The 24225-nt window shown below is 67.7% G+C and carries 21 protein-coding genes; 9 read left to right on the top strand and 12 right to left on the bottom strand.

Translation table 11 applies throughout. The features are described from left to right. Positions 1-7: 7 nt before the first annotated feature. From KO490_RS05015 to argH, 4 genes are read right to left on the bottom strand one after another with little or no spacing between them, the layout of a single operon-like run. On the bottom strand, positions 8-2503 hold the full coding sequence (locus KO490_RS05015) for a DUF4175 domain-containing protein (RefSeq protein WP_216018298.1): 2496 nt from the start codon (positions 2501-2503) through the stop codon (positions 8-10). After that, positions 2494-3759, bottom strand: coding sequence for a diaminopimelate decarboxylase (gene lysA / locus KO490_RS05010; protein ID WP_216018297.1), 1266 nt, complete (start codon positions 3757-3759; stop codon positions 2494-2496). Before lysA ends, KO490_RS05015 begins: the two co-directional genes overlap by 10 nt. A 3-nt stretch (positions 3760-3762) precedes the next feature. Beyond that, positions 3763-3903, bottom strand: coding sequence for an argininosuccinate lyase (locus KO490_RS05005; protein ID WP_216018296.1), 141 nt, complete (start codon positions 3901-3903; stop codon positions 3763-3765). Then, on the bottom strand, positions 3900-5306 hold the full coding sequence (argH, locus tag KO490_RS05000; protein WP_216018295.1) for an argininosuccinate lyase: 1407 nt from the start codon (positions 5304-5306) through the stop codon (positions 3900-3902). The genes KO490_RS05005 and argH overlap by 4 nt, the downstream gene beginning before the upstream one ends. Positions 5307-5328: 22 nt before the next feature. On the opposite strand from argH, the gene KO490_RS04995 reads away from it, so the two are divergent. Continuing rightward, positions 5329-5874, top strand: a complete 546-nt coding sequence (locus KO490_RS04995; RefSeq protein ID WP_252727014.1) for a TlpA disulfide reductase family protein — start codon at positions 5329-5331, stop codon at positions 5872-5874. Here the strand turns inward: KO490_RS04995 and KO490_RS04990 are convergent. Then, positions 5861-6427 carry a DNA-3-methyladenine glycosylase I gene (locus KO490_RS04990; protein ID WP_216018293.1) on the bottom strand — a complete coding sequence of 189 codons (567 nt, stop codon included), beginning with the start codon at positions 6425-6427 and terminating at the stop codon, positions 5861-5863. The two genes, KO490_RS04995 and KO490_RS04990, sit on opposite strands and share 14 nt — an antisense overlap. Before the next feature lie 108 nt (positions 6428-6535). Between KO490_RS04990 and KO490_RS04985 the strand changes: the two genes are divergently transcribed. The 3 genes from KO490_RS04985 to KO490_RS04975 all read left to right on the top strand — a co-directional run bounded on the left by KO490_RS04985 (position 6536) and on the right by KO490_RS04975 (position 9451). Continuing rightward, on the top strand, positions 6536-7363 hold the full coding sequence (locus tag KO490_RS04985; RefSeq protein ID WP_216018292.1) for an EAL domain-containing protein: 828 nt from the start codon (positions 6536-6538) through the stop codon (positions 7361-7363). Positions 7364-7475: 112 nt separating this feature from the next. Next, complete coding sequence (locus KO490_RS04980; RefSeq protein WP_216018291.1) at positions 7476-8648, top strand: acetyl-CoA C-acetyltransferase; 1173 nt, start codon at positions 7476-7478, stop codon at positions 8646-8648. A gap of 80 nt (positions 8649-8728) precedes the next feature. Then, positions 8729-9451, top strand: a complete 723-nt coding sequence (locus KO490_RS04975) for a beta-ketoacyl-ACP reductase (protein ID WP_216018290.1) — start codon at positions 8729-8731, stop codon at positions 9449-9451. Positions 9452-9529: 78 nt separating this feature from the next. Here KO490_RS04975 and KO490_RS04970 read toward each other — a convergent pair whose 3' ends face one another. From KO490_RS04970 to KO490_RS04960, 3 genes are all read right to left on the bottom strand, one after another. Continuing rightward, positions 9530-9694 carry a YdcH family protein gene (locus KO490_RS04970; RefSeq protein WP_216018289.1) on the bottom strand — a complete coding sequence of 55 codons (165 nt, stop codon included), beginning with the start codon at positions 9692-9694 and terminating at the stop codon, positions 9530-9532. A 77-nt stretch (positions 9695-9771) separates the two neighbouring features. Continuing rightward, a complete protein-coding gene (locus KO490_RS04965) occupies positions 9772-10512 on the bottom strand; it encodes a tRNA1(Val) (adenine(37)-N6)-methyltransferase (protein ID WP_371822270.1) in 741 nt (246 codons plus the stop codon). Beyond that, a complete protein-coding gene (locus KO490_RS04960; protein WP_216018287.1) occupies positions 10505-10714 on the bottom strand; it encodes a DUF2007 domain-containing protein in 210 nt (69 codons plus the stop codon). The genes KO490_RS04965 and KO490_RS04960 overlap by 8 nt, the downstream gene beginning before the upstream one ends. 75 nt (positions 10715-10789) lie before the next feature. Here KO490_RS04960 and KO490_RS04955 point away from each other — a divergent pair, with 75 nt between their 5' ends. Continuing rightward, positions 10790-11791 carry a polyprenyl synthetase family protein gene (locus KO490_RS04955; RefSeq protein WP_216018286.1) on the top strand — a complete coding sequence of 334 codons (1002 nt, stop codon included), beginning with the start codon at positions 10790-10792 and terminating at the stop codon, positions 11789-11791. A 151-nt stretch (positions 11792-11942) separates the two neighbouring features. Here the strand turns inward: KO490_RS04955 and KO490_RS04950 are convergent, their stop codons facing one another. Beyond that, positions 11943-13274, bottom strand: a complete 1332-nt coding sequence (locus KO490_RS04950) for an ammonium transporter (protein WP_216018285.1) — start codon at positions 13272-13274, stop codon at positions 11943-11945. 375 nt (positions 13275-13649) lie between these two features. Here KO490_RS04950 and KO490_RS04945 point away from each other — a divergent pair, with 375 nt between their 5' ends. After that, positions 13650-15914, top strand: coding sequence for a transglycosylase domain-containing protein (locus KO490_RS04945; protein WP_216018284.1), 2265 nt, complete (start codon positions 13650-13652; stop codon positions 15912-15914). Positions 15915-15991: 77 nt separating this feature from the next. On the opposite strand, the gene KO490_RS04940 is transcribed toward KO490_RS04945, so the two are convergent. Next, positions 15992-16582, bottom strand: a complete 591-nt coding sequence (locus KO490_RS04940) for a phospholipid-binding protein MlaC (RefSeq protein WP_216018283.1) — start codon at positions 16580-16582, stop codon at positions 15992-15994. Beyond that, entirely contained in the window at positions 16575-17357 is a 783-nt protein-coding gene (locus tag KO490_RS04935) for a VacJ family lipoprotein (RefSeq protein ID WP_303462843.1), read from the bottom strand. The genes KO490_RS04940 and KO490_RS04935 overlap by 8 nt, the downstream gene beginning before the upstream one ends. A 155-nt stretch (positions 17358-17512) precedes the next feature. Between KO490_RS04935 and KO490_RS04930 the strand changes: the two genes are divergently transcribed. From KO490_RS04930 to KO490_RS04920, 3 genes are read left to right on the top strand one after another with little or no spacing between them, the layout of a single operon-like run. Continuing rightward, positions 17513-19264 (top strand): type I secretion system permease/ATPase, encoded by a 1752-nt coding sequence (locus tag KO490_RS04930; RefSeq protein WP_216018282.1) that lies wholly within the window; start codon positions 17513-17515, stop codon positions 19262-19264. Further along, positions 19261-20559, top strand: coding sequence for an HlyD family type I secretion periplasmic adaptor subunit (locus KO490_RS04925; protein ID WP_216018281.1), 1299 nt, complete (start codon positions 19261-19263; stop codon positions 20557-20559). The genes KO490_RS04930 and KO490_RS04925 overlap by 4 nt, the downstream gene beginning before the upstream one ends. Positions 20560-20619: 60 nt before the next feature. Next, entirely contained in the window at positions 20620-21930 is a 1311-nt protein-coding gene (locus KO490_RS04920) for a short-chain fatty acid transporter (protein ID WP_216018280.1), read from the top strand. 36 nt (positions 21931-21966) lie between these two features. Here KO490_RS04920 and rnr read toward each other — a convergent pair whose 3' ends face one another. Further along, a complete protein-coding gene (gene rnr, locus KO490_RS04915; RefSeq protein WP_216018279.1) occupies positions 21967-24210 on the bottom strand; it encodes a ribonuclease R in 2244 nt (747 codons plus the stop codon). Positions 24211-24225: the final 15 nt, after the last annotated feature.

Genomic DNA, 24225 nt, shown 5'->3' with positions numbered 1-24225 from the left:
GGCCCGTTCAGAAGCGGTCCAGCAGCCTGCCCAGGTAATCGCGTTCCTCGGTCGGGCGCTTGTCGTCGGCACTGCGGCGCCGGATCTCGTCCAGCAATTCGCGGGCGCGCTGGCGACGATCCTCCTGGTCCAGCGCGACATCGCCGCCCTGCGCCACGCCCCCGCTATTGCCCGGCTCGCGCCCCAACGGATCGCTGCCCTGCTGTCCGCGCGATGCCTGACCCTGGCCCTCCTGGCCTTCGCCCTGGCCGTCCTCGGGCAGGCCAGGCTGCCCCGCCTGTCCTTCTTGCGCCAGCATGTCGGCCATTGATCGCATCCCCTCGCGCATGGAATTGATCGCATCCGCCTGCCTGCGAATCGCCCCGGAGGGATCGCCGTCGCGCAGCGCCTGCTCGGCCTCCTCCATCGCGCGACCCGCCTCGTCCAGGCGGCGGCGCGCCTCGTCGCCATTCTCCGAGCCCTCGCCCGGCATCAGTTCGCGCTGGCGGCCCAGTTCCTCGCGCAGGTCGCGCTGGCGGTCGGCAAGGTCGGACGATCCGCCCTGCCCCTGCTGCATCTGGCCGAAGGCCTCGTCCGACAGCTCCTGCTGGTCGCGCAGGGTGTCGGCCAGCCGGTTCATGGACTGACTGCCCTGGCGCCCCTCGCCCTCCTGCTGGCCCTGCTGCTGGCGAACTTCGATATTCTCCATCAGCCGGTTGAACTGTTCCAGCATCTGCTGCGCCTCGGCCATGCGGCCCTCGTTCATCAGGCGCTGGATCTCGTCCATCATCTGCTGCAGCTGATCGCCGGTGATCTGGGCATCCTGCCGATCGCCCCGGTCGGGGGTGTCGGTCATGTCCTCGGGCTGGGCCTGTTCCGCCAGCATCTGCGTATAGGCGTCGGTCGCCTCGCGCAGCTCGTCCATCAGGCGCTGGATCTCGTCGGGGCTGGCCCCGTTGCGGATCGCCTCGGACAGGCGTTCCTGGGCATCCCGCATCCGCTGCAGCGCGTCGGTCAGCCCGCCATCCTCCAGCAGGACCGCCGCCTCCCACAGGGCATCGGCAAGGCGGTCGCGGGCATCGGCATCGAAGGCGTCGCCCTCCAGCAGACCCACCGCGCCGCGCAATTCGGAATAGAGGTCGGGTTCGACGAAACCTTCGGGCTGCCAGGTCAGGGCGCGCAGGATCTCGGCGCTGCGGCGGGCATTTTCGCGCGACCACAGCAGATCGCGGCGCAGCTCGATCAGGGCTGCGGCCATCGGCGCGAAGAAGCGGCGCCCCGGCAGATCCATCGCGCGGGGGGCCGACAGCCCCTCCTGTCCGATGCCGTCCAATGCGCGCAGGCGCAGCGTCACCGGCAGGTTCGCCCAAGGATGCCGCGCCAGATCCGCGGTCAGTTCGCCCGCGACGTCCTGCCGGTCGCCCCGTGGAAGCGGCAGTGGCAGCGTGACCGGATCGCGCGGTTCGGGATCGACGGCCAGACCGAAGCGGCGGTTGACGGCAGGCAGGTCCAGGTCGATCCGGGCCTCGGCGGCGGCGACACCGTGATCGTCCTGCGTGCTGAAGCCCTGGACCATCCGCCCGTCGGCGCGGCGCTGCGGGATATCGCCCGCGGCGATGACGGGGGCCGCATCGGGCAGCACCGTGATCGCATATTCGCGCCCGCCGACCCCCAACGTGCCGCTGCGATCGGCGGTCAGTTCGGGCTGATCGGCCTCTCCCGTCATTCCCGGCGCGATGTCCTGGGCGACCGGAACGTCATTGGCATAGAGCCGCAGGCTGACGCGGCTGCCCTTGGGCAGTTCCAGCACCTCTCCCTCGGGCAGGGCGTTCAGATAGATCGCGGGACGCCGGGTATAGGCCGGGGGTTCGGCCCAGCCTTCCCATTCGGGGCCGGTGGGCGTCGTCTCGGTCAGCGCGGCGCGCGGCAGGACGGTGGCGGCCATGGCGCGGATGCCCTGCCCCATCTGTTCGGCACCGCCGAAGATCAGCGCCATCGCAAGTGCCAGAAGCGCCGCCAGCCGCAGCGCGAAGGGGTCGCGCCGCGACAGGTCCGCATCGGGGGCGACCGCGCGGGCACGGGCCGCAAGCGCGCGCATCTGGTCCAGATGCGCCTGCCACAGCGGGCCCGCATCGCCGATCGCGGGGCGATCGTTCAGCGCGGCCAGCGGACGGCCCGGCAGGCTGCGATCCAGCCGGTCGGACGCCTCGGGCGCCAGGACGCGGCGGTGGCGCAGCCCGCCATGCACGGCGGCGGCCAGCGTGGCGGCCAGCCAGACGCCGCCGATCCAGGGCAGGACGCCCGCAGGCACGGCGGCGACCAGCCCGCCCCACATCGCGGCAAAGGCGATCCCGAGCAGGCAGGCCAGCGGCCAGAAGGCCGTGATCGCGCGTTCCCAGACCAGCCCTATGCGGGTCAGGCGCAGGGCGCGCTGCAATCGGGTGTCGGGGATGAATTCGTCAGTCGTCCGGGGGCGCGTGGCCCCCGGCCGGTCTCGGGCAGGAATGCGCCGGATCAAAGCCATTCCGGGATGCTATCCCGGGCCAGCATCTCCTCATATGTCGGGCGGGCGCGGATAACGGCGAATTGATCGCCATCGACCAGCACCTCGGGGACGAGGGGGCGGGAATTGTATTCCGACGCCATGACCGCGCCATATGCCCCGGCGGAACGGAAGGCGATCAGGTCGCCCGCCTCCAGCACGGGCAGCTGCGCGCCCTTCTGGAAGGTGTCACCCGATTCGCAGACGGGGCCCACCACGTCATAGGGACGGACCTGCGCGCCCACGCCCGGTTCGCGGATGGCGACGATGTCGTGATGCGCGCCATACATGGCCGGACGCAGCAGGTCGTTCATCGCCGCGTCCACGATCAGGAAATCGCGATCCTCGCCGTTCTTGACATAGACGACCTCGCTCAGCAGCACGCCGGCATTGCCGACGATGTTGCGACCCGGCTCGATCTCGATCTCGCAGCCCAGATGTCCGACGGCATCGCGGATCACCTGCCCGTATTCGATGGGCAGCGGCGGCGCGTTGTTGTCGCGGCGATAGGGGATGCCCAGGCCGCCCCCCAGGTCCAGGCGCGTGATCTCGTGCCCCTCGGCGCGCAGCATGGTCGTCAGTTCCGCGACCTTGGCATAGGCGGCGCGGAACGGGTCCAGATCGGTCAGCTGGCTGCCGATATGCACGTCCACGCCGACGACCTTCAACCCCGGCAGGGACGCGGCCTCGGCATAGACCTCGCGCGCGCGGGAAATCGGGATGCCGAACTTGTTCTCGGACTTGCCCGTCGCGATCTTCTCATGGGTCTTGGCATCGACATCGGGGTTCACCCGGATTGCCACGGGAACCGTCGCGCCCATGCTGGCGGCCACTTCCGACAGGACCCGCATCTCGGGCTCGCTCTCGATGTTGAACTGGCGGATGCCGCCCTCGATGGTCTGGCGCATCTCGGTCCGGGTCTTGCCCACGCCCGAAAACACGATCCGGTCGCCCGGCACGCCCGCCGCGCGGGCCCGTGCATATTCGCCGCCCGAGACGACATCCATGCCCGCGCCCATGTCGCCCATCAGCTTGAGCACGGCCAGGTTGCTGTTCGACTTGACCGCGAAGCAGACAAGGTGGTCCGTCCAGTCCAGCGCCTGCCGGAACAGGCCGAAATGCCGCCGCAGCGTGGCCGCGGAATAGACATAGACGGGGCTGCCCACCTCGGCCGCGATGCGGGTCAGGGGCACGTCCTCGGCGTGAAGCGCGCCGTCGCGATAGAGGAAATGATCCATGGACTACTCGGTCGCGATGCCGATACGGGCATCGCCGCTGATGGTGATACCGGATTGCGCCGGCTTGGCGGGGCGTTCGGGGGCGCCGTCGACGCCGCAGGCGGCCAGCGCCAGCAGCGCCATGATGCAGATGATGCGGGTCATGCCAGCTTCTCCTTCCAGCGGGCGATCTGGGCGCGGACCTGGTCGGGCGCGGTTCCGCCATAGCTCTGGCGCGATGCGACCGAATTGTGGACCCCCAGCACGCCGAAGACCTCATCGGTGATGCCCTGATGGACCGACTGCATGTCGGCCAGCGTCAGGTCCGGCAGGTCGATCCCGCGCGTCTCGGCCATGGCGACCAGCGATCCGGTCACGTGATGGGCATCGCGGAAGGGCAGCCCCAGTTCGCGCACCAGCCAATCGGCAAGGTCGGTCGCGGTGGAAAAGCCCGCGCTTGCCGCAGCCTCCAGCCGGTCGCGATTGGCGGTCAGGTCGGTGATCATGCCCGACATGGCGGCCAGCGACAAAAGCAGGTTGTCGGCTGCGTCGAAGACCTGTTCCTTGTCCTCCTGCATGTCCTTGGAATAGGCCAAGGGCAGGCCCTTCATCACCGTGAACAGCGCGACCGTGCCGCCCAGGATGCGCCCGATCTTGGCGCGGATCAGTTCCGCGGCATCCGGGTTGCGCTTCTGCGGCATGATCGACGACCCGGTCGACCACTTGTCCGACATCGACACGAAGCGGAACTGGGCCGAGGACCAGATCACCAGTTCCTCGCTCAGGCGCGACAGGTGGACGGCGCAGATCGAGGCGCAGGACAGGAATTCCAGCGCGAAATCGCGGTCGCTGACGGCATCGAGGCTGTTGGCCATCGGGCGGTCGAAGCCCAGGTCGCGGGCGGTCGCCTGACGGTCGATCGGGTATCCGGTGCCCGCCAGCGCCGCGGCGCCCAGGGGCGATTCGTTCATCCGCGCCCGCGCATCGCGAAAGCGCGACAGGTCGCGGCCCAGCATTTCGACATAGGCCATCATGTGATGGCCCCAAGTCACGGGCTGGGCGGTCTGCAGATGGGTGAAGCCCGGCATGACCCAATCGGCCCCCGCCTCGGCCTGGCCCAGGCAGGCGCGGATCACGGATTCCAGCCCCTCGATCGCGGCGTCGCACTGGTCGCGGACCCACAGGCGGAAATCGGTCGCGACCTGGTCGTTCCGGGACCGGCCCGTGTGCAGACGGCCCGCGGGTTCGCCGATGATCTCCTTCAGGCGGGCCTCCACGTTCATGTGGATGTCTTCCAGCGCAGTGCGGAAGGGGAAATTCCCGGCCTCGATCTCTGACAAGACGGTGAGCAGGCCTTCCCTGATGGCTGTCGCATCGTTATCGCTGATGATACCTTGTGCGGCCAGCATCGCCGCATGGGCCCGGCTGCCCCGGATGTCCTGGGCATAGAGGCGCCGGTCGAATCCAATCGAGGCGTTGATCGCCTCCATGATCGCATCGGGACCGGCGGCGAAGCGCCCGCCCCACATGCTGTTGGCGGCGTCGTTGCTGTCGGGCCGGTCGGTCATCTGTCTGTCCTTCGGAGGTCCAATGCTGCGTTCCGCCCTGCTTTATACGGCACTGATACTCGGTGCAAATGCCGCCTATGCCGAACCGGACTGGCAGGCCGCCAAGGATGCCGGTCTGCCCAAGCTGGTGGTGGCCGATGACGCACCTGCCGTCAGCGACGTCACCTTCACCGATCGCGACGGGGGCGAACACCGGCTTGGCGACTGGAAGGGCAAGGTCGTGCTGGTGAACTTCTGGGCCACCTGGTGCGCCCCCTGCCGCGAGGAGATGCCCGCCCTGGACAACCTGCAGAAGGATCTGGGCGGCGAGGATTTCGAGGTCGTCACCATCGCCACGGGCCGCAACGCCCCCGCGCGCATCGACGATTTCTTCGACGAGGTGGGCGTGACCGACCTGCCCGTGCTTCTGGATCCGCGCCAGCAGCTGGCCCGCGACATGGGCGTCGTGGGGTTGCCGGTGACGGTCCTGCTGGATCGCGACGGCAACGAGGTCGCGCGTTATATCGGCGATGCGGAATGGGATTCGGAGACCGCCAAGACCCTGATCGGTCAGCTTACCGAAGGCTGATCGCGCCGTGCCGGTGGCAGGTGGCGACATGGTCGTCCACCATGCCCGTGGCCTGCATGAAGGCATAGGCGATCACCGGCCCGCAAAAGCCGAAGCCCTCGCGCTTCAGCGCCCTGGACATGGCCTGCGATTCGGGAGTCTGCGCCGGCACCTGCGACAGGTCGGCGGGCGAATTGCGGATCGGATCGCCGCCGACGAAACTCCACATCCAGGGCGAGAAGCCGCGTTCGGCCTCGATCCGCAGGAAGGCGCGCGCACCCCGCACCGCGGCCTCGATCTTGGCGCGGTGGCGGATGATGCCGGGGTTTTGCAGCGCGCGGTCGATCCGCGCCTGATCCCAAGCGGCGACGCGTTCGGGGTCGAAGCCGTCGAATTCCTGCCGGAACCCCTCGCGCTTGCGCAGGATGGTGATCCAGCTCAGCCCGGCCTGGAACGCCTCGAGGGTCAGCGCCTCCCACAGGGCGCGGGGATCGCGTTCGGGGACGCCCCATTCGCGGTCGTGATATTCGACATACAACGGGTCGGTGCCGCACCAGCCGCAGCGTTCAACCATGGGTTAACCCAATTTCCAGAAAGCCCTGACGATTCAACCGAGGTTAAGGCATGATGCGCAGACTGCAAGCAGGCCAGGACCCGATGAAGGCCGGGACCCGACGAAGGAATGAGGCGCGACGTGACCGACAGATACCCCGAGAACTCTTCCCCGCTGGAGAATGCGATCCGCCAGCAGGACAGCCTGACCCTGTCGGCGGTCACGATGGCGGTGGACCGGGCCAGCGCGGTGCTGGCCTTCCAGCCCATCGTCCAGTCGCAGCGCACCCGCACCCCCGCCTTCTACGAAGGGTTGATCCGCATCATCGACGAGACCGGCCGCCTCGTTCCCCTGCGCGATTTCATGCCCCAGGCCGAAAAGACCGAACTGGGCCGCAAGATCGACTGCCTGTCGCTGTCCCTGGGCCTGCAGACCCTGGCCGAGGATCCGGGCCTGCGCCTGTCGATCAACATGTCCGCGCGGTCCATCCTCTATCCCCGCTGGATGGAAACCCTGCGCCGCGGCATTTCCGAGGATCCCACCCTGGGCGAAAGGCTGATCCTGGAGATCACCGAAAGCAGCGCGATGGGCATGCCGCACGAGGTGCAGGGCTTCATGTCCGAAGTGCAGTCCCATGGCGTCAGCCTTGCGCTCGACGATTTCGGGGCGGGCTATACCTCGTTCCGCTACCTGCGCGATTTCTGCTTCGACATGATCAAGATTGACGGGCAGTTCATCCGCGAGATCTCGGACAACCCGGACAACCAGGTGCTGACCCGCGCGCTGCAATCCATCGCCCATCATTTCGACATGTTCACCGTCGCGGAATCGGTCGAGACCGCCGAGGATGCCGCCTTCCTGATCGATATCGGCGTGGACTGCATGCAGGGCTACTATTTCGGTGCGCCGACCATCGCCCCGCCGTGGAAGAAGCCGCCCTCGCTTGCCACGCGCTGAGGCGTCGGGCCGTCATCGGACTGTTTCCAGACAACACTTGACGTAGCGTCGCCAACCCGCATCCTGATGCCGGAGGCCGGCCCCGACCGGCACGGAAGGGAAGGAGCCCGCAATGTCCAAAGCCGTAATCGTCTCAGCCGCACGCACACCCGTCGGCAGTTTCATGGGCGCATTCGCCAACGTCCCCGCGCATGATCTGGGGGCCGCCGTCCTGCGCGAGGTCGTTTCCCGCGCAGGTGTCGATCCGGCCGAGATCAGCGAGACGATCCTGGGCCAGGTGCTGACCGCCGCACAGGGTCAGAACCCCGCACGCCAGGCGCATATCAATGCGGGTCTGCCCCAGGAATCCGCCGCATGGCTGATCAACCAGGTCTGCGGATCGGGTCTGCGCGCCGTGGCGCTGGCCGCGCAGCAGGTTGTTCTGGGCGATGCGCAGGTCGTGCTGGCCGGCGGCCAAGAGAGCATGTCGCTGTCCACCCATGCGGCATATCTGCGCGCGGGCCAGAAGATGGGCGACATGAAGATGATCGACACCATGATTCGCGACGGGCTGTGGGATGCCTTCAACGGTTACCACATGGGTCAGACCGCCGAGAACGTCGCCGACCAGTGGTCGATCAGCCGCGACCAGCAGGACGAATTCGCGCTGGCCTCGCAGAACAAGGCCGAAGCCGCGCAGAATGCCGGCCGCTTCGACGATGAGATCGTCGCCTATACGGTGAAGGGCCGCAAGGGCGACACGGTCGTCGACAAGGACGAATACATCCGCCACGGCGCCACCCTGGAAGGCATGCAGAAGCTGCGCCCCGCCTTCGCCAAGGAAGGCTCGGTCACGGCGGGGAACGCCTCCGGCCTGAACGACGGTGCCGCCGCCGTCATGGTCATGACCGAGGACGAGGCCGCACGTCGCGGGCTGACCCCGCTGGCGCGCATCGCCTCTTATGCCACGGCGGGTCTGGACCCCGCCATCATGGGCACCGGCCCCATCCCCTCCAGCCGCAAGGCGCTGGAAAAGGCCGGCTGGTCGGTCGGCGATCTGGACCTGGTCGAGGCGAACGAGGCCTTCGCGGCCCAGGCCTGCGCGGTGAACAAGGACATGGGCTGGGACCCGAGCATCGTGAACGTGAACGGCGGTGCGATCGCCATCGGTCACCCGATCGGCGCATCCGGCTGCCGCATCCTGAACACCCTGCTGTTCGAGATGCAGCGCCGCGACGCCAAGAAGGGCCTTGCCACGCTGTGCATCGGTGGCGGCATGGGCGTGGCCATGTGCCTGGAACGGTAAACCCTACTCCGCGCGCAATTTAATTGCGCGCGGGAATTTATTTGAGTAGCAATATTCCATAGGGATAAGGAGGGGGAACCATGTCCAAGGTTGCACTGGTCACAGGCGGATCGCGCGGCATCGGCGCCGAGATCTGCAAGGCGCTGAAAGAGGCAGGCTATACCGTCGCCGCGAATTACGCGGGCAATGACGATGCCGCCCGCGCCTTCACCGAGGAAACCGGCATCAAGACCTACAAGTGGTCGGTCGCCGATTACGATGCCTGCAAGGCCGGCATCGCTCAGGTCGAAGAAGAGCTGGGCCCGATCGAGGTGCTGGTGAACAATGCGGGCATCACCCGCGACGCCCCCTTCCACAAGATGACACCCGAGAAATGGAAGGACGTGATCGACACCAACCTGACCGGCACCTTCAACATGACCCATCCGGTCTGGCCGGGGATGCGCGAACGCAAGTTCGGGCGCGTCATCAACATCAGCTCGATCAACGGGCAGAAGGGTCAGTTCGGGCAGGCCAACTATGCCGCTGCGAAGGCGGGCGATCTGGGCTTCACCAAGTCGCTGGCGCAGGAAGGCGCGCGCAACAACATCACCGTCAACGCGATCTGCCCCGGCTATATCGCGACGGACATGGTGATGGCGGTGCCCGAACAGGTGCGCGAAGGGATCGTCGCGCAGATCCCCGTCGGCCGCCTGGGCGAACCCGACGAGATCGCCCGCTGCGTGGTGTTCCTGGCATCCGACGATGCGGGCTTCATCACCGGATCGACGATCACCGCGAATGGTGGCCAGTATTACATCTGAGCCCCTGCGCCCCGGAACGAAGCAGGCCCGCGCTGTTTGCGCGGGCCTTTTTCATGGGAATGTCACGATGGGGGGGGATCAGTGGGCGTATCTGGATATCTGTTCCTTGAGACGCAGTTTCTCGCGTTTCAGCGCAGAGAGTTCGAGGTCGCTGCTTCCAGGACTTTTCTGAGCCCTTTCAACAGCATCCGAAAGCTTTTGATGTTTGCGGCGAAGTTCCTCGACATGCGAAGCAACCGACATCACGTCCTCCATTCCAAGTGGTTCGAACAGGATCAGTGCAGCATGCTTTGACGATTCTGTCACGGGGCTTTCGCAATTCAGAGGCGAATTGGCGCCGCTTCGCGGAGAACCGCCTGCGCGGCCGGGGTCATGTCTTCGCCATCGGCCTCGTGGCGGAGGGCCGCATGCATCACGAAGGGGGCCAGAAGGCGCAGGGGCGCGCGTGCGCCCTTGCGCGCCGCGACGATCACGCGACCGGCCTCTCGCCCCTCGCGGGCGGCGACGGGCAGGACGGCGATCGCCCCTGCCCGCCCCTGCAACCCTGCGATCAGCCGGTCCAGCCGGTCCGCGCGTTGGATGACCGTCAGCCACCCCTTGGGACGCAGCCTCCGCAGGGCCGCGTCCAGCCAGAGGTCCAGCGGAGTCTCTTCGGTCCGGGCGGTCGCGCGGCCCTGATCGGGCGCCGGCGTCCCGCCCAGGAAATAGGGCGGGTTCATGATGACATGATCGAAGCCCGCCCCGCGCAGATCGGCATGCGGCAATGCCAGATCGCCCTCCAGCACCTGCATCTCGATCCCGCTTTCGGCCGCGTTCCGACGCGCCAGCGCCGCATAATCGGGCTGCCGCTCCAACCCGGTCAGCCGCAGATCGCGCACCCGCGCGCCCAGGCAGAGGCTTGCCACCCCCGCCCCGCACCCCAGTTCCAGCACGCGATCGCCCGGTTCCGCGGCACAGGCGGCGGCCAGCATCACGGCATCCGCGCCAGAGCGATATCCCCGCGCGGGCTGCCACAGCTGCAGACGCCCGCCGAGGAACCCGTCCCGGCGAAGGTCACTCATCCAGGCCGGCATCGCGCAGGATCGCGCGGGCCATGAATTCGTCGCGATCCGCGATCATGACGCGCTGCGCCAGGATGCCGATCGACCCCTCCAGAACGCTCATGTGCTGGTCCATCTGGAAGGTCGCGATCCCCTCGGCTTCCAGCAGGCTCTGGGCTGCGGAAATGCGCACGGGATCGTTGCTGCGGAAAAGCTCTTTCATGGTCGCGACGTTATGCGGCGGTTGCGCATTTGTCGATGGCGTGGCAATGCGAGGGCGCAGACACGGGATGATGTGATGACTGTGCAGGAAAACGTCCGCAAACCACTGGATCGGCTGGCCGAGGCGCTGGCCCCCGAGATGGAGGCCGTGAACGCGCTGATCCGCGATCGCATGGCCAGCAAGCATGCGCCGCGTATCCCCGAGGTGACCGCCCATCTGATCGACGCCGGCGGCAAGCGCCTGCGCCCGATGCTGACCCTGGCCGCAGCCAAGCTGCTGGGCTATGGCGGCCCCTATCACGTGCATCTGGCCGCGACGGTCGAATTCATCCATACCGCCACGCTGCTGCATGATGATGTCGTCGATGAAAGCCGCCAGCGCCGCGGGCGTCCGACGGCGAACCTGCTGTGGGACAACAAGTCCAGCGTGCTGGTGGGCGATTACCTGTTCGCGCGCAGCTTCCAGCTGATGGTCGAACCCGGCAGCATGCGCACGCTGGAGATCCTGTCGAACGCCGCTGCCACCATCGCCGAGGGCGAGGTGCTGCAGCTGACCGCGGCGCAGGATCTTGCGACGAACGAGGACATCTATCTGCAGGTCGTGCGCGGCAAGACGGCGGCGCTGTTCTCTGCCGCGACCGAGGTCGGCGGCGTCATCGCGGGCGTGCCCGATGCGCAGGTCCGCGCGTTGTTCGATTACGGCGATGCGCTGGGGATCGCCTTCCAGATCGTGGACGACCTTCTGGATTACGGTGGCATGTCCGAGGCGACCGGCAAGAATATCGGCGACGATTTCCGCGAACGCAAGCTGACGCTGCCGGTGATCAAGGCCGTGGCCCGCGCCACCCCCGAGGAACGCGCCTTCTGGTCGCGCACCATCGAGAAGGGCGATCAGCAGCCGGGCGATCTGAACCATGCGCTGGATCTGCTGTCCCGGCACGATGCGATGACCGATGCGCGGCGCGATGCGCTGGCCTGGGCGGCCAAGGCGCGCAACGCCCTGCAGGTCCTGCCCGAACATCCGATCCGCGACATGCTGGCCGAGCTGGCCGATTTCGTGGTCGCCCGGATCGCCTGACCGATAACCCTGCCGGAAATCCGAAGGCCCGCCATCACGGCGGGCCTTCTTGCGTTGTCGCGCCCCGAAAGTCGCGCCCCGAATACCGAAGGGGCGGGCCGCATTGCGCGACCCGCCCCCTTCTCGGGAAGAGACCCGTGATGTCCGGCGATCACTTCGCCTGGACGAAGTCCGGATAGGCTTCCATCCCCATCTCCGAGATGTCGAGCCCGGTGATCTCGGCTTCCTTGCTGACGCGGATGCCCATGGTGGCCTTCAGGATCGACCAGATGATGAAGCTGACCACGAAGACGAAGGCGCCGATGGAGACGATGCCGATGGCCTGGGTGACGAAACTGGTCTCGGGGTTCGTCGCCGGGACGATGATCGTGCCCCAGATGCCCGCCACCAGGTGGACCGGGATCGCGCCGACCACGTCGTCGATCTTCATCTTGTCCAGCATCGGGACCACGAAGCAGGCGATCGCACCACCCACGCCGCCGATCAGGATCGAGGCGAAGATCGTGGGGGTCAGCGGCTCGGCGGTGATCGACACGAGGCCTGCCAGCGCGCCGTTCAGCACCATGGTCAGGTCGATCTTGCCATAGACCAGCTGCGTCACGATGACGGCGGCCACGGCACCGGCCGATGCGGCCATGTTGGTGTTCACGAAGATGCGGCTGACATCGGCAGCGTCATTGACCGACCCGATGGCCAGCTGCGACGCGCCGTTGAAGCCGAACCAACCCAGCCACAGGATGAACGTGCCCAACGTGGCCAGTGCCAGGTTCGAACCGGGCATCGGCTGCATGCGGCCGTCGGGACGATACTTGCCGTGACGTGCGCCCAGGACGATCGCGCCCGCCAGTGCCGCGAAGCCGCCTGCCGCGTGGACCAGGGTCGAACCTGCGAAGTCCGAGAAGCCCATCTCGCTCAGGAAGCCGCCGCCCCACTGCCAGCTGGCCTCGATCGGATAGATGACGCCGGTCAGCACGACCGTGAAGATCAGGAAGGGCCACAGCTTCACGCGCTCGGCCAGGGTGCCCGAGACGATGGATGCGGTGGTGGCGCAGAACATCAGCTGGAAGAAGAAGTCCGAGCCCGAGGAATAGCCGTCATCGGCCACGCCCGCGCCGACGGGGTCGATGCCCTTGGGGCTCAGGATCTCGCCGATGATGCCCGGCATGGTCCATTCGCCCGGATACATCAGGTTGTAGCCGATCAGCCAATACATGATGCCCGCGATCGCGAACAACGAGATGTTCTTGAACAGCTGCGTGGTCACGTTCTTGGAACGGACGAGACCCGCTTCCAGCATGGCAAAGCCCGCGGCCATCCACATGACCAGGAAGCCGCCGATCAGGAACAGCAGAGTATTGAAGATATAGGCGACATCCGCACTTACGGCGACAGCCGCCTCCGCGGGCGCCGCGGCATCTTGGGCGGCAGCAGGATAGGCTGCCAGCGTCGCAAGTGTCGCGATGAGCGGAAGGGTCTTTTGCATATTTGAAACCTCGCTTCGTGCCACAGCCGCCGGTCCGGCTGCCATCGCCCTTTTCATCGGCAATTGCGTCAATCGGGCAAAGATGTGCCCGTCGGGCAGGCCCACGGAAACGCGATCTGCCTTGGTAATGTGCAGATTCCGCGCTGCTTGCCCGCCTAACGGGCCACGTCCGCATGATCGGCACGCAGATATGCCCGCCGATCATGCAAAGGGGGCGTCGGGCGGGACGGAATCCGCCGACCGGCGGGAATCCCCCGAAGGGCGGGCCGGCAGATCACGAATTGGCCAATGGAATTCCCCTGCAGGTGAAACTCATGTAGGTTGCGGCCAATCACGCCGGCAGAACCGGCAGGCAGTCACGCAGGCACCCTTGGCATGAAACGACCCACCGGAACCCCGCCCCGCTCGGGCAAGAGCCCCGTTGCCGACAAGCGCAGCGCGGCAGCAGGCAAACCTGCCGAGAAGAAGGTGCGCCGTCACAAGCCGCGTCGCCAGAAGCGCGGTCCGGTCGGCTGGATCGTGGGCTTCGTCTCGCTCGTCTGGCGCATCCTCTGGGGGTCGGTCTGGCGGCTGGCGATGACGGTGGTGCTGCTCGTGGGGGCCGCGACGGCCTATTTCTATGCCAGCCTCCCCGAGGCCGAGGCCCTGTTCGACGGCCGCGCGCGCGGATCGGTCACCATGCTGGACCGCGACGGCCGCGTCTTCGCATGGCGCGGCGAGACCTATGGCGCGGTGGACAGCACCCAGATCGCCCCGGTCCTGAAGCATGCGGTCATCGCGACCGAGGACCGCCGCTTCTATCGCCATTTCGGCGTCAGCCCGCGCGGCGTCGCCAGCGCCATCAAGATCAACATGGCCGAAGGGCGCGGCCCGCTGGAAGGGCATGGCGGTTCGACCATCACCCAGCAGGTCGCCAAGCTTCTGTGCCTGGGCGAGACCTTCGACCCGACCAAATACAAGAACGAGGCCGAGTTCGAGGCCGCCTGCCGCGTCGGCAGCCTGTGGCGCAAGATCAAGGAAGTCCCCTTCGCCTTCGCCATGGAGGCGAAATACGGCAAGGACGACATCCTCAACATCTACATGAACCGGTCCTATCTGGGCGGCGGCGCGCGCGGCTTCGAAGCCGCAAGCCAGCGCTACTTCAACAAGCCCGCAAGTCAGGTCAAACCCGCCGAGGCCGCGATGCTGGCGGGCCTTCTGGTCGCGCCCAGCCGCTATGCGCCCACCGCCAGCATCGAACGCGCGCAGGAACGCGCCAATGTCGTGCTGGGGCTGATGGCCGAACAGGGCTATATCGACGATCAGCAGCTGGCCGAGGCGCGGGCCAATCCCGCGACCCTGTCGCAGGCCGCCGATGCGCGGGCGGGCGGATATTTCGCCGATTGGCTGATGGAATCCGGCCCCGGCTTCCTGACCAGCGAGACGACCGAGGACGTGACCATCCGCACCACCTTCGACCAGCGCATCCAGCGCGCGGCCGAGCGCGCCCTACAGCGCGTCTTCGACGAGAAGGTCAAGGACGGATCCGAGGCCGAGGCCGCCGTCGTCGTCATGTCCGCCGACGGTGCGATCCGCGCGATGATCGGCGGGCGCGACAGCACGGTCAACGGCGCCTTCAACCGCGCGACCCAGGCGCGGCGCCAGACCGGCTCGTCCTTCAAGCCCTTTGTCTATGCCGCGGCGCTGGAGGCCGGCTACGGGCCGTCCGACCGGATCGACGACAGCCCGCTGACCATCCGCATCCCGGGCGGCAAGAGCTGGTCGCCGCAGAACTATACCCGCCGCTTCCACGGCACCGTCACCATGGCCACCGCGCTGGCGCAGTCGCTGAACGTCGCGACGATCCGCCTGCAGGAGATGGTCGGCCGCGACGCCGTCATCCGCGTGGCCCATGATTTCGGCATCGTCAGCAACCTGACCCGCAGTCCCTCGCTGGGGCTGGGCGCGTCCGAGGCGACGCTGCTGGAACTGACCGGCGCCTATGCGGGCATCCGCAACGGTGGCACCTCGGTCGCACCCTATGGGGTGATCGACCTGACGATGCGCGGCGACGACCGGCCGATGATGGGCCAGACAGGCGGCTTCGGCGACCGCGTCATCAGCCAGCGCGCGGCGGGTCAGCTGATCTACATGATGCAGAAGGTCATCACCGAGGGCACCGGCGGACGCGCCAGCCTGGGCAGCCGCCCCGTCGCGGGCAAGACCGGCACGACCAGCAGCTATCGCGATGCCTGGTTCGTGGGCTTCACCGAGCAGTACGTGACCGGCGTCTGGATGGGTTACGACGACAACACCCCCCTGTCGGGCGTGACCGGCGGCGGTCTTCCGGCCGAGATCTGGCAGGCCGTCATGTCCGAGATCCACGAGGGGCTGCCCGAACTGGCGCTGTCGACCGTGTCGCCCGATGGCAGCGGCATCATCATGTCGCAGGGCGACACGACCCCGCGCGTCGTGACCTCGGGATCGGCCGACGATCCGCTGGCCGCGGCACTGGCCGGCGTCATGAACACCGTCGAGGCCGAACGCCGGGGCGAAGCGCCCGCAGCCAATCCGGGCAACGCCACGCCCGGCAGCAGCAACGGATCGAACAGCGACGATGCGCTGTCACGCGCGCTGAACGGGATCCTGGGCGGGAACTGACCTGACCCCCCAAGACATGCAAAAGGCGGGCCATCGCGGCCCGCCTTTTTCGTTGCGCGGCGTTCAAGGGTCGAGGATCAGCCCGCCTGCTGCAGATCGGCCGTCAGGGCGGCCACGTCGCCGTTACGCCGCGCCAGCATCGCCGCGATCTCGGCCCGTTCGCTGGCCAGCATGTTCACGCCCTCGATGATGATGTTGAAGAACAGGTCGCGCCCGGACTTGTCCGAGACATGCCATTCCACCTCCATCGGGGCGCGTCCGTTCAGATAGGCGGTCGAGGACACGGCATAGAAGCTTTTCAGCGGACGCGAGCCCGTCACCTCGATCCGGCTGCCGATGAATTCGCGGAACCGCTTGCCGTATTTGCGCCCGATATAGCCCTGGAAGGCCGATCTGTAGGCCGCGAACCGTGCCGCATCGATCTGGCGGGCCGTCGGCCCCAGGGCGGAACGCGCGATCACGTCCACATCGGCATGGCGGGCGAAGATGCCCTCGAAATCGCGATACATCTGCGCGGGGGCCTTGCCGGAATTGATCACGGCATAGACCTCGGCCAGGGACCGGTCGATCAGGGACCGCGCCCCGTTCGCATCCAGCGCCCGGGCCGGGGCCGCGATCAGCGCCGCCCCCGACGCGATCAGGCCCAGGAATCCGCGGCGGTCATTCATAGGGATCGATCGCGGCTGCGTCTTCGTAAGGATCGAAATCTGCACTTTGCTCTCCTAGGTCGTGGCGGCGGTTCATCAGCCAGATGAGCCGCGTCTGGGCATAGCTGTCGGCGCTGCCCTGCAGGATGCCGTCTATCGTATCGCCGAAGCGGGCGCGATCCGCGGCCTTCGACGCGACGCGCAGCCCGAAGCCGGCACGCCGCTGCGGCGCGTCCAGAACCTGGGCCAGCGGGTCGATGAGGATGTCGACCACCCGCCCTGCCGTGTCGCGCACCGTGGAAGGTCCGAGGACCGGCAGCTCCAGATAGGCCCCCTCGGGGGTGCCCCAGACGGCCAGCGTCTCGCCGAAATCGGTGTCGCGTTCGGTCCAGCCGAAACTGTCGGTGGCCGGGTCGAACAGGCCGCCCAGCCCCACTGTCGTGTTGGTCGCGAACCGCAGCGCATTGCGCCCCGCATTGCCCGGACGCCCCTGCAGCAGCCCGTTCAGCGCCTTGCCCGGCAGGGACAGGTTGCGCCCGGCATTGGCGATCATGCGCACGGGTCCGATGGGATCGCCCGGCTGCGGGGCGGGTGCGGCCTTGGCCGGGTCGCCCTTCAGCCGGTTCGCGACCGGACCCACGACATGCGCATCCAGCCCCTTGTTGAAGGCATGGACCCTGCGGTTTTGCGCCTCGTAGGGGTCGTCGATCAGCACGCCGTCCTGCATGCGCGGCTGGGACGCGCAGGCCCCGGTGATCAGGGCGGCGATCAGGGCGATGTGGATCTGGGCTTTCACGTCCGCGCGGACCTTTCGATGCAGACGTGCCGCATATCCGCCCGAAGGGGGACGCGGACCAACGTCAGGGTTTTATTGTTCACGCCCGGTGATATGGTCGTGACCGATATCAGGCAAGCCCCGCAGGTCGGGGCCCGGACGGAACTGGACGGACGATGGCCCAAAGACCCACCCCACATGACGGGGACAAGGAACTGCGCCAAGCGCGCGCGACCGGATGGAAGCTTTTCCTGGCGGTGGCGATATTTTCGGCGGTGGTGAACCTGCTGATGCTGACCGGGCCGCTGTTCATGCTGCAGGTCTATGATCGCGTCCTGGCCTCGCGGTCGGTCGAGACGTTGACCGCACTGTTCGTGCTGGTCATGTTCCTGTTCCTGCTGATGGGCGGGGTGGACGTGATCCGCAACCGCGTCATGCAGCGCATCGCGGCCCGATTCCAGGACCGGATGGAGGGGCGCGTCTTCCAGGCCGCCCTGGCCGAAGGATCGCGGCAGGGCAACGAGCATCTGGCCACGGCCAGCGGGCTGCGCGACCTGGATTCCGTGCAGCGCCTGATCGGATCGCCGGTGATGCTGGCCTTCTTCGACCTGCCCTGGGCACCGCTGTTCCTGGGCGCGGTCTACATCTTCCATCCGCTTCTGGGCGTGGTCGCGACGGCCGGCGGGCTGATCCTGGTCGTCTCGACCATCGCGAACCGGGTGCTGACCAAGACGCCGCTGCAGCAGTCCAACGGGGCCAATTCGCAGGCGCAGCGCATGGCCGACCTGTATCGCGACGAGGGCGAGGTGATCGGCGCCCTGGGGATGCGCGGGGCGACCTATGGCCGCTGGCGCAGGTCGCGGTCGCAGGCGCAGGACAGCAGCGTGCGCGCGGGCGACCTGTCCTCGGGCTTCACCGTCTTTTCGCGGACCTTCCGGCTGTTCCTGCAAAGCGCCATGCTGGCCACGGGTGCCTGGCTGGTGCTGCAGCAGCAGCTGACGCCGGGCGCGATGATCGCCAGCTCCATCCTGATGGGCCGCGCGCTGGCCCCCGTGGATCAGCTGGTCGGCGGCTGGCCCAACGTTCAGGCGGCGCAGGACGGATGGAAGCGCCTGGCGGCGCTTCTGTCCCAGCAGCCCCCCGAACAGCCGCGCACGCCCCTGCCCCGCCCCGAGGCGCGGATCGACGTGCGCAACCTGTCCGTCGCGCCTCCGGGCGATCAGACCGCGACCCTGCGCGGCGTCAGCTTCCATGTCGATCCGGGCACGGCCATCGGCGTCATCGGCCCCTCGGGTGCGGGCAAATCCACCCTGGCCCGCGCGCTGATCGGCGCATGGCGGCCCGGTTCGGGCCATATCCGGCTGGGCGGCGCGACGCTGGACCAGTATCAGCCCGACGTGCTGGGCAGCCTGATCGGCTATCTTCCCCAGCAGGTCACGCTGTTCGACGGCACGATCGCGGAAAACATCGCCCGCCTGGCCGAACAGCCCGATCCCGAACGCGTCGTGGCCGCCGCCCGCGCCGCCGCCGCGCACGAGATGATCCTGGATCTGCCGCAGGGCTACGACACCCGGATCAGCCAGACCGTGGGCCGCCTGGCCGGGGGCCAGATCCAGCGCATCGGCCTTGCCCGCGCGCTCTATCCCGATCCGGTGCTGCTGGTCCTGGACGAGCCGAACTCGAACCTGGACAACCAGGGCTCCGAGGCGCTGAACCGTGCGATCCGCCGCGTGAAATCCCAGGGCGGCGCGGTCGTCATCATGGCGCACCGCCCCGCCGCCATCAACGAATGCGACACCCTGCTGGTGCTGGAGGCCGGCATCCGCCGCGCCTTCGGCCCGCGTGACGAGGTTCTCAAGCAGATGGTCCAGAACTCGGCCCAGATCCTTCAGGCGAAGGAAGCCGGCAAGAAAGGCGGTGTCGCATGACCGAGGAACGCTGGCCGGTCCGCGGCCCCATCGTCGCGGGCATTCTTGCCGTAACGCTGCTGGTCGGCGGTTTCGTCGCCTGGGCGGTCGTCACCAACATCTCGGGGGCGGTCGTCGCCAGCGGCCAGGTCGAGGTCGAGCAGCAGCGCCAGGTCGTCCAGCATCTGGATGGCGGCGTGGTCGAGACCATCGCGGTCAAGGACGGCACCAGCGTCGAGGCGGGCGACCTGCTGATCGCGCTGGACGGCAACCTGCTGCAGACCGAGCTTGCCATCGTCGAGGGCCAGTATTTCGAGATCCTCGCCCGGCGCGGCAGACTCGAGGCGGAACGCGGCGATGCCGAAACCATCACCTTCCCCGAGGAACTGACCGAGGCATCCGCGGATTCGCAGGAACTGCGCGACCTGATCGACGGTCAGACCAGCCTGTTCGCGACGCGTCTGGATACGCTGCGCCAATCGCTGGACCAGCTGGAAAAGCAGTCCGAGCAGATTGACAGCGAGGTGAAGGGCGTCGACGCGCAGATCGAGGCGCTGGCCACGCAGCGCGAACTGATCGGGCGCGAACTGGCCGATCAGCAGAGCCTGCTAGATCGCGGCCTTGCGCAGGCATCCCGCGTGCTGGCCCTGGAACGCGAGGCCGCGCGCATGGACGGCGAACTGGGTTCGCTGCAGGCCAGTCGCGCCTCGGCCGAGATCCGCAAGACCGAGATCGAGATCCAGCGCCTTGGCCTGAACGCGGAACGCCGCGAGGTGGCCGAGACCGAGCTGCGCGATCTCGGCTATCGCGAGCTGGAGCTGGCCGAACGCCGCCGCAGCCTGATCGAGCAGATCAGCCGGCTGGAGATCCGCGCCCCCGCATCGGGCATCGTCTACAACCTGCAGGTCACGACCCCCCGCGCGGTCGTGCGTGCGGCGGACCCGATCCTGTACATCATCCCGCAGGACCGCCCGCTGGTGATCGGCGCGCGCGTCGCCACGATCAACGTGGACGAGGTGCAGCCCGGCCAGCCGGTGGTGCTGCGCTTCTCGGCCTTCTCGTCGCGGACCACGCCCGAGATCGACGGCCAGCTGGAACGCATCTCGGCAGATGCGCTGATCGACGAGGCCACGCAGGTGCCCTATTACCGGGCCGAGGTGTCGATCCCGCAGGACCAGATGGCCAAGCTGGGCGATCTGGCGCTGGTCCCCGGCATGCCGGTCGAGGTCTATATCCAGACGGGCGAACGCAGCCCCATGGCCTATCTGGTCAAGCCGCTGGCCGATTACTTCAACAGGGCCTTCCGCGAAAGCTGATCCGCTTGCCATCCCCCTTCGGTTGCCGCAGCCTTCGCCCGGCAACCGAGGAGGAAAAACATGCTGAGGATATTGTCGCGTCCCGCCACGCGCCTGATGGAGCGATGGCTGCCCGACCCCTTCATCTTCGTGGTCGTTCTGACCCTGATCGCGGCCGCGGCCGCCATGCTGACCCAGGGCACCGGCCCGGTCGAGCTGGCGCGGATCTGGGGCGGCGGCTTCTGGGAACTGCTGCAATTCGCGATGCAGATGCTGCTGGTGCTGGTCACGGGCTACATCCTCGCATCCTCGCCGCCCGTTCGCAGGCTGCTGGCCCGGATGGCGGGCCTTGCGCGCAGCCGGGGCGGGGCGATCCTGCTGGTGTCGCTGGTGTCGCTGGCCGCAAGCTGGATCAACTGGGGCTTCGGGCTGGTCGTCGGCGCGATCTTCGCCAAGGAGCTGGCGCGCCAGATCCGCGTCGATTACCGGCTTCTGGTCGCCGCCGCCTATTCCGGCTTCGTGGTCTGGCACGGGGGGCTTGCAGGTTCGATCCCGCTGACCATCGCCACGCCGGGCCATTTCACCGAGAGCCAGATCGGGGTGATCCCGACCTCGCAGACGATCTTCTCGGGCTGGAACCTGGCGATCGTGGTGGCGCTGTTCGTGGTCATGCCGCTGGTCAACCGCGCCATGCTGCCCGACACCGCCGAGGAGGTCCTGGTCGATCCCGACACCCTGGCCGAACGCGAGACACCCGCCCGCACCACGGCCATGACCCCGGCCGAGCGGCTGGAGAACAGCCCCCTGCTGATGTATCTGATCGGCATCCCCGGCCTGCTGTGGCTGCTGCTGCACTTCACGGGCGGCGGGGCGCTGAACCTGAACGTCGTGAACTTCCTGTTCCTGTTCCTGGGCATCGTCCTGCATGGCAGCCCGCGCAGCATGCTGAATGCGCTGGACGACGCCATGCGCGGGGGCGCGGGGATCGTGATCCAGTTCCCCTTCTATGCGGGCATCATGGCGATCATGATCCAGAGCGGGCTGGCCGCCTCCATGTCGGAATGGTTCGTGTCCATCTCGACCGCGGAAACCCTGCCCTTCTGGAGCTTCATCAGCGCGGGCATCGTGAACGTCTTCGTGCCATCGGGCGGCGGGCAATGGGCGGTGCAGGCGCCGGTGATGCTGCCCGCGGCCGAGGCGCTTGGCGCGGATGCCGCGCGCGTCGCGATGGGGGTCGCATGGGGCGATGCCTGGACGAACCTGCTGCAACCCTTCTGGGCGCTGCCGATGCTGGGGATCGCCGGGCTGAAGGCACGCGACATCATGGGCTTCTGCGTCGTGCAGCTGCTGATCACCGGCGTGGTGATCGGGGGCATCCTGCTGCTGATCTGACGGGTCGCCGGGGGTTTGCGCCCCCGGCCACCATCCTCAACGCTTGCGGCGGCGCTTGGTCGCGCGCTTGACCTCGGCCAGGCGGGCCTTGGTGGACACCCGCCCCGCCGGTCCCCCGCGACGCCCCTTCTGGGGGCCGCGCGGCAGGGTGTTCCCCTCCAGCTCCAGCAGTTCCAGCGTCAACCCGCCGGTCATCGGGATCGCCTCGGTCAGGCGCACGGTGACGCGCTGGCCGATGCCGATCTGCAGCCCCGTATCCGCGCCGATCAGCGTCTGCGCATCGGGGTCGAAGTGGAAATATTCGCGCCCGATGGTGCGGATCGGCAGCAGGCCGTCCGCGCCGCTGTCATCCAGCTTCACGAAGGCGCCGAATTTCTGGATGCCGCTGATGCGGCCCGTCATCTCGGCCCCCACCCGGTCGGCCAGATAGGCCGCGAGGTATCGGTCGGTCGTGTCGCGTTCGGCCGTCATCGACCGGCGCTCGGTCTCGCTGATATGCTTGGCGGTCTCGGGCAGACGCTCGATCTGGTCGGGGTCCAGCCCGTCCTTGCCCCAGCCATGCCCCGAGATCAGCGCCCGGTGCACCACGAGGTCGGCATAGCGGCGGATGGGCGAGGTGAAATGCGCATAGCTTTTCAGCGCCAGCCCGAAATGCCCGTAATTGTCGGGATGGTAATAGGCCTGCGTCATCGACCGCAGCGTGCTGATGTTGATCAGCTCGTCGAAATCGGTGCCCTCGGCCTGACCTAGCAGACGGTTCAGATGGCTGGTCTGCAGCACCTGCCCCTTGGCCAGGGTAAAGCCCGATGCCTGCGCCACCTCGCGCAGCGCGTCCATCTTGTCGAGGCTGGGTTCCTCGTGGACGCGGAACAGAAGCGGCTTGCCCCGCCTGGACAGCTCCTCGGCGGCGGCCACGTTGGCCAGCACCATGAACTCCTCGATCAGCTTGTGGGCATCCAGACGGTCACGGAAACTGACCGATTTCACCCGGCCCTCGGGGGTCAGCTCGATCCGGCGTTCGGGCAGGTCCAGTTCCAGCGGCTGACGGCGGGCGCGGGCGTCCCGCAGCAGGCCGTAGGCATGCCACAGCGGACGGATCACGCTGTCCATCAGCGGTTCGGTCTGTTCGTCGGGATTGCCGTCCGCCCCGGCCTGCGCCTGTTCATAGGCAAGGCTGGCGCGGCTGTTCATGATCCCGCGATGGAAACGCTGGCTGATCTTGTTGCCCTGCGCATCCAGCCGCATCCTGACGGCGATGACGGCGCGGTCCACGCCCTCGTGCAGCGAACACAGATCGGCCGACAGCGCCTCTGGCAGCATCGGCACGACACGGTCGGGGAAATAGCTGGAATTGCCGCGCTTCCACGCCTCGCGGTCCAGCGCGCTGTTCGGGCGGACGTAATGGGCGACATCGGCGATGGCGACCCAGATGGTCGCGCCGCCATCCTCCTCGATCTGGGCGGCGACCGCATCGTCGTGGTCGCGCGCATCGGACGGGTCGATCGTGACCAGCGGCAGATCGCGCAGATCGTCGCGGCCCTTTTCCGGGGCGGGCCTGGCGGCCTCGGCCTCGCGCAGGACGGCGTCGGGGAATTCGTCGGGAATGCCGTGCTGGTGAATGGCGATCAGGCTGACGGCGCGGGGGGCCGATGCATCGCCCAACCGGTCGGTGATGCGCGCCCAGGGGACGCCCATGCGGCCGCGCGGACCGATCTGCTCGGCCTGCACCAGCTCGCCATCCTCGGCATGCTGGGTCGCATCCTCGCGCACGCGCCATTCGCGGTCCTGCCCCTTGTCCACGGGCACGATGCGCCCGCCCTGCGTTTCCTTGCGGAAGATGCCGGTGATGCGGTTGGGGCTGGCGGTGATGCGGCGGATCAGGCGGGCCTGGTATTCGTGATCCTCGCCCGCGACCTCGATCAGGCGGCCGAGGAAACGGTCGCCGCGGCCAAGCGCGGGATCCGCCTCGCGCGGGGCAAAGAGGATGCGGGGCGCAGGCGCGTCGCCCCGCCATTCGATGGGCTTGGCGAACAGGTCGCCCGACCCGTCGGGGGCCAGCAGTTCCAGCACCGTGACGGGGGGCAGCTTCTCGGCATCCAGGTAATGCCTGCGGCGACGCTCCATCCGGCCCTCGGATTCCAGTTCCTTGAGCAGGCGCTTCAGCTCGATCCGCGCGGCGCCCTTGATGCCGAAGGCCTTGGCGATGTCGCGCTTGGAATTGGCCTCGGGGTGCTGGTTCACCCATTCGAGGATCTGCGCCTTGCTGGGAATGGTCTTCATCGCGTCTGCCTTGTC

It is taken from the genome of Paracoccus sp. C2R09 (assembly GCF_018860625.1).
GTDB lineage: Bacteria > Pseudomonadota > Alphaproteobacteria > Rhodobacterales > Rhodobacteraceae > Paracoccus.
Note: the sequence above shows the minus strand (reverse complement) of the source record. Positions and strands in the feature narration are given on the sequence as shown.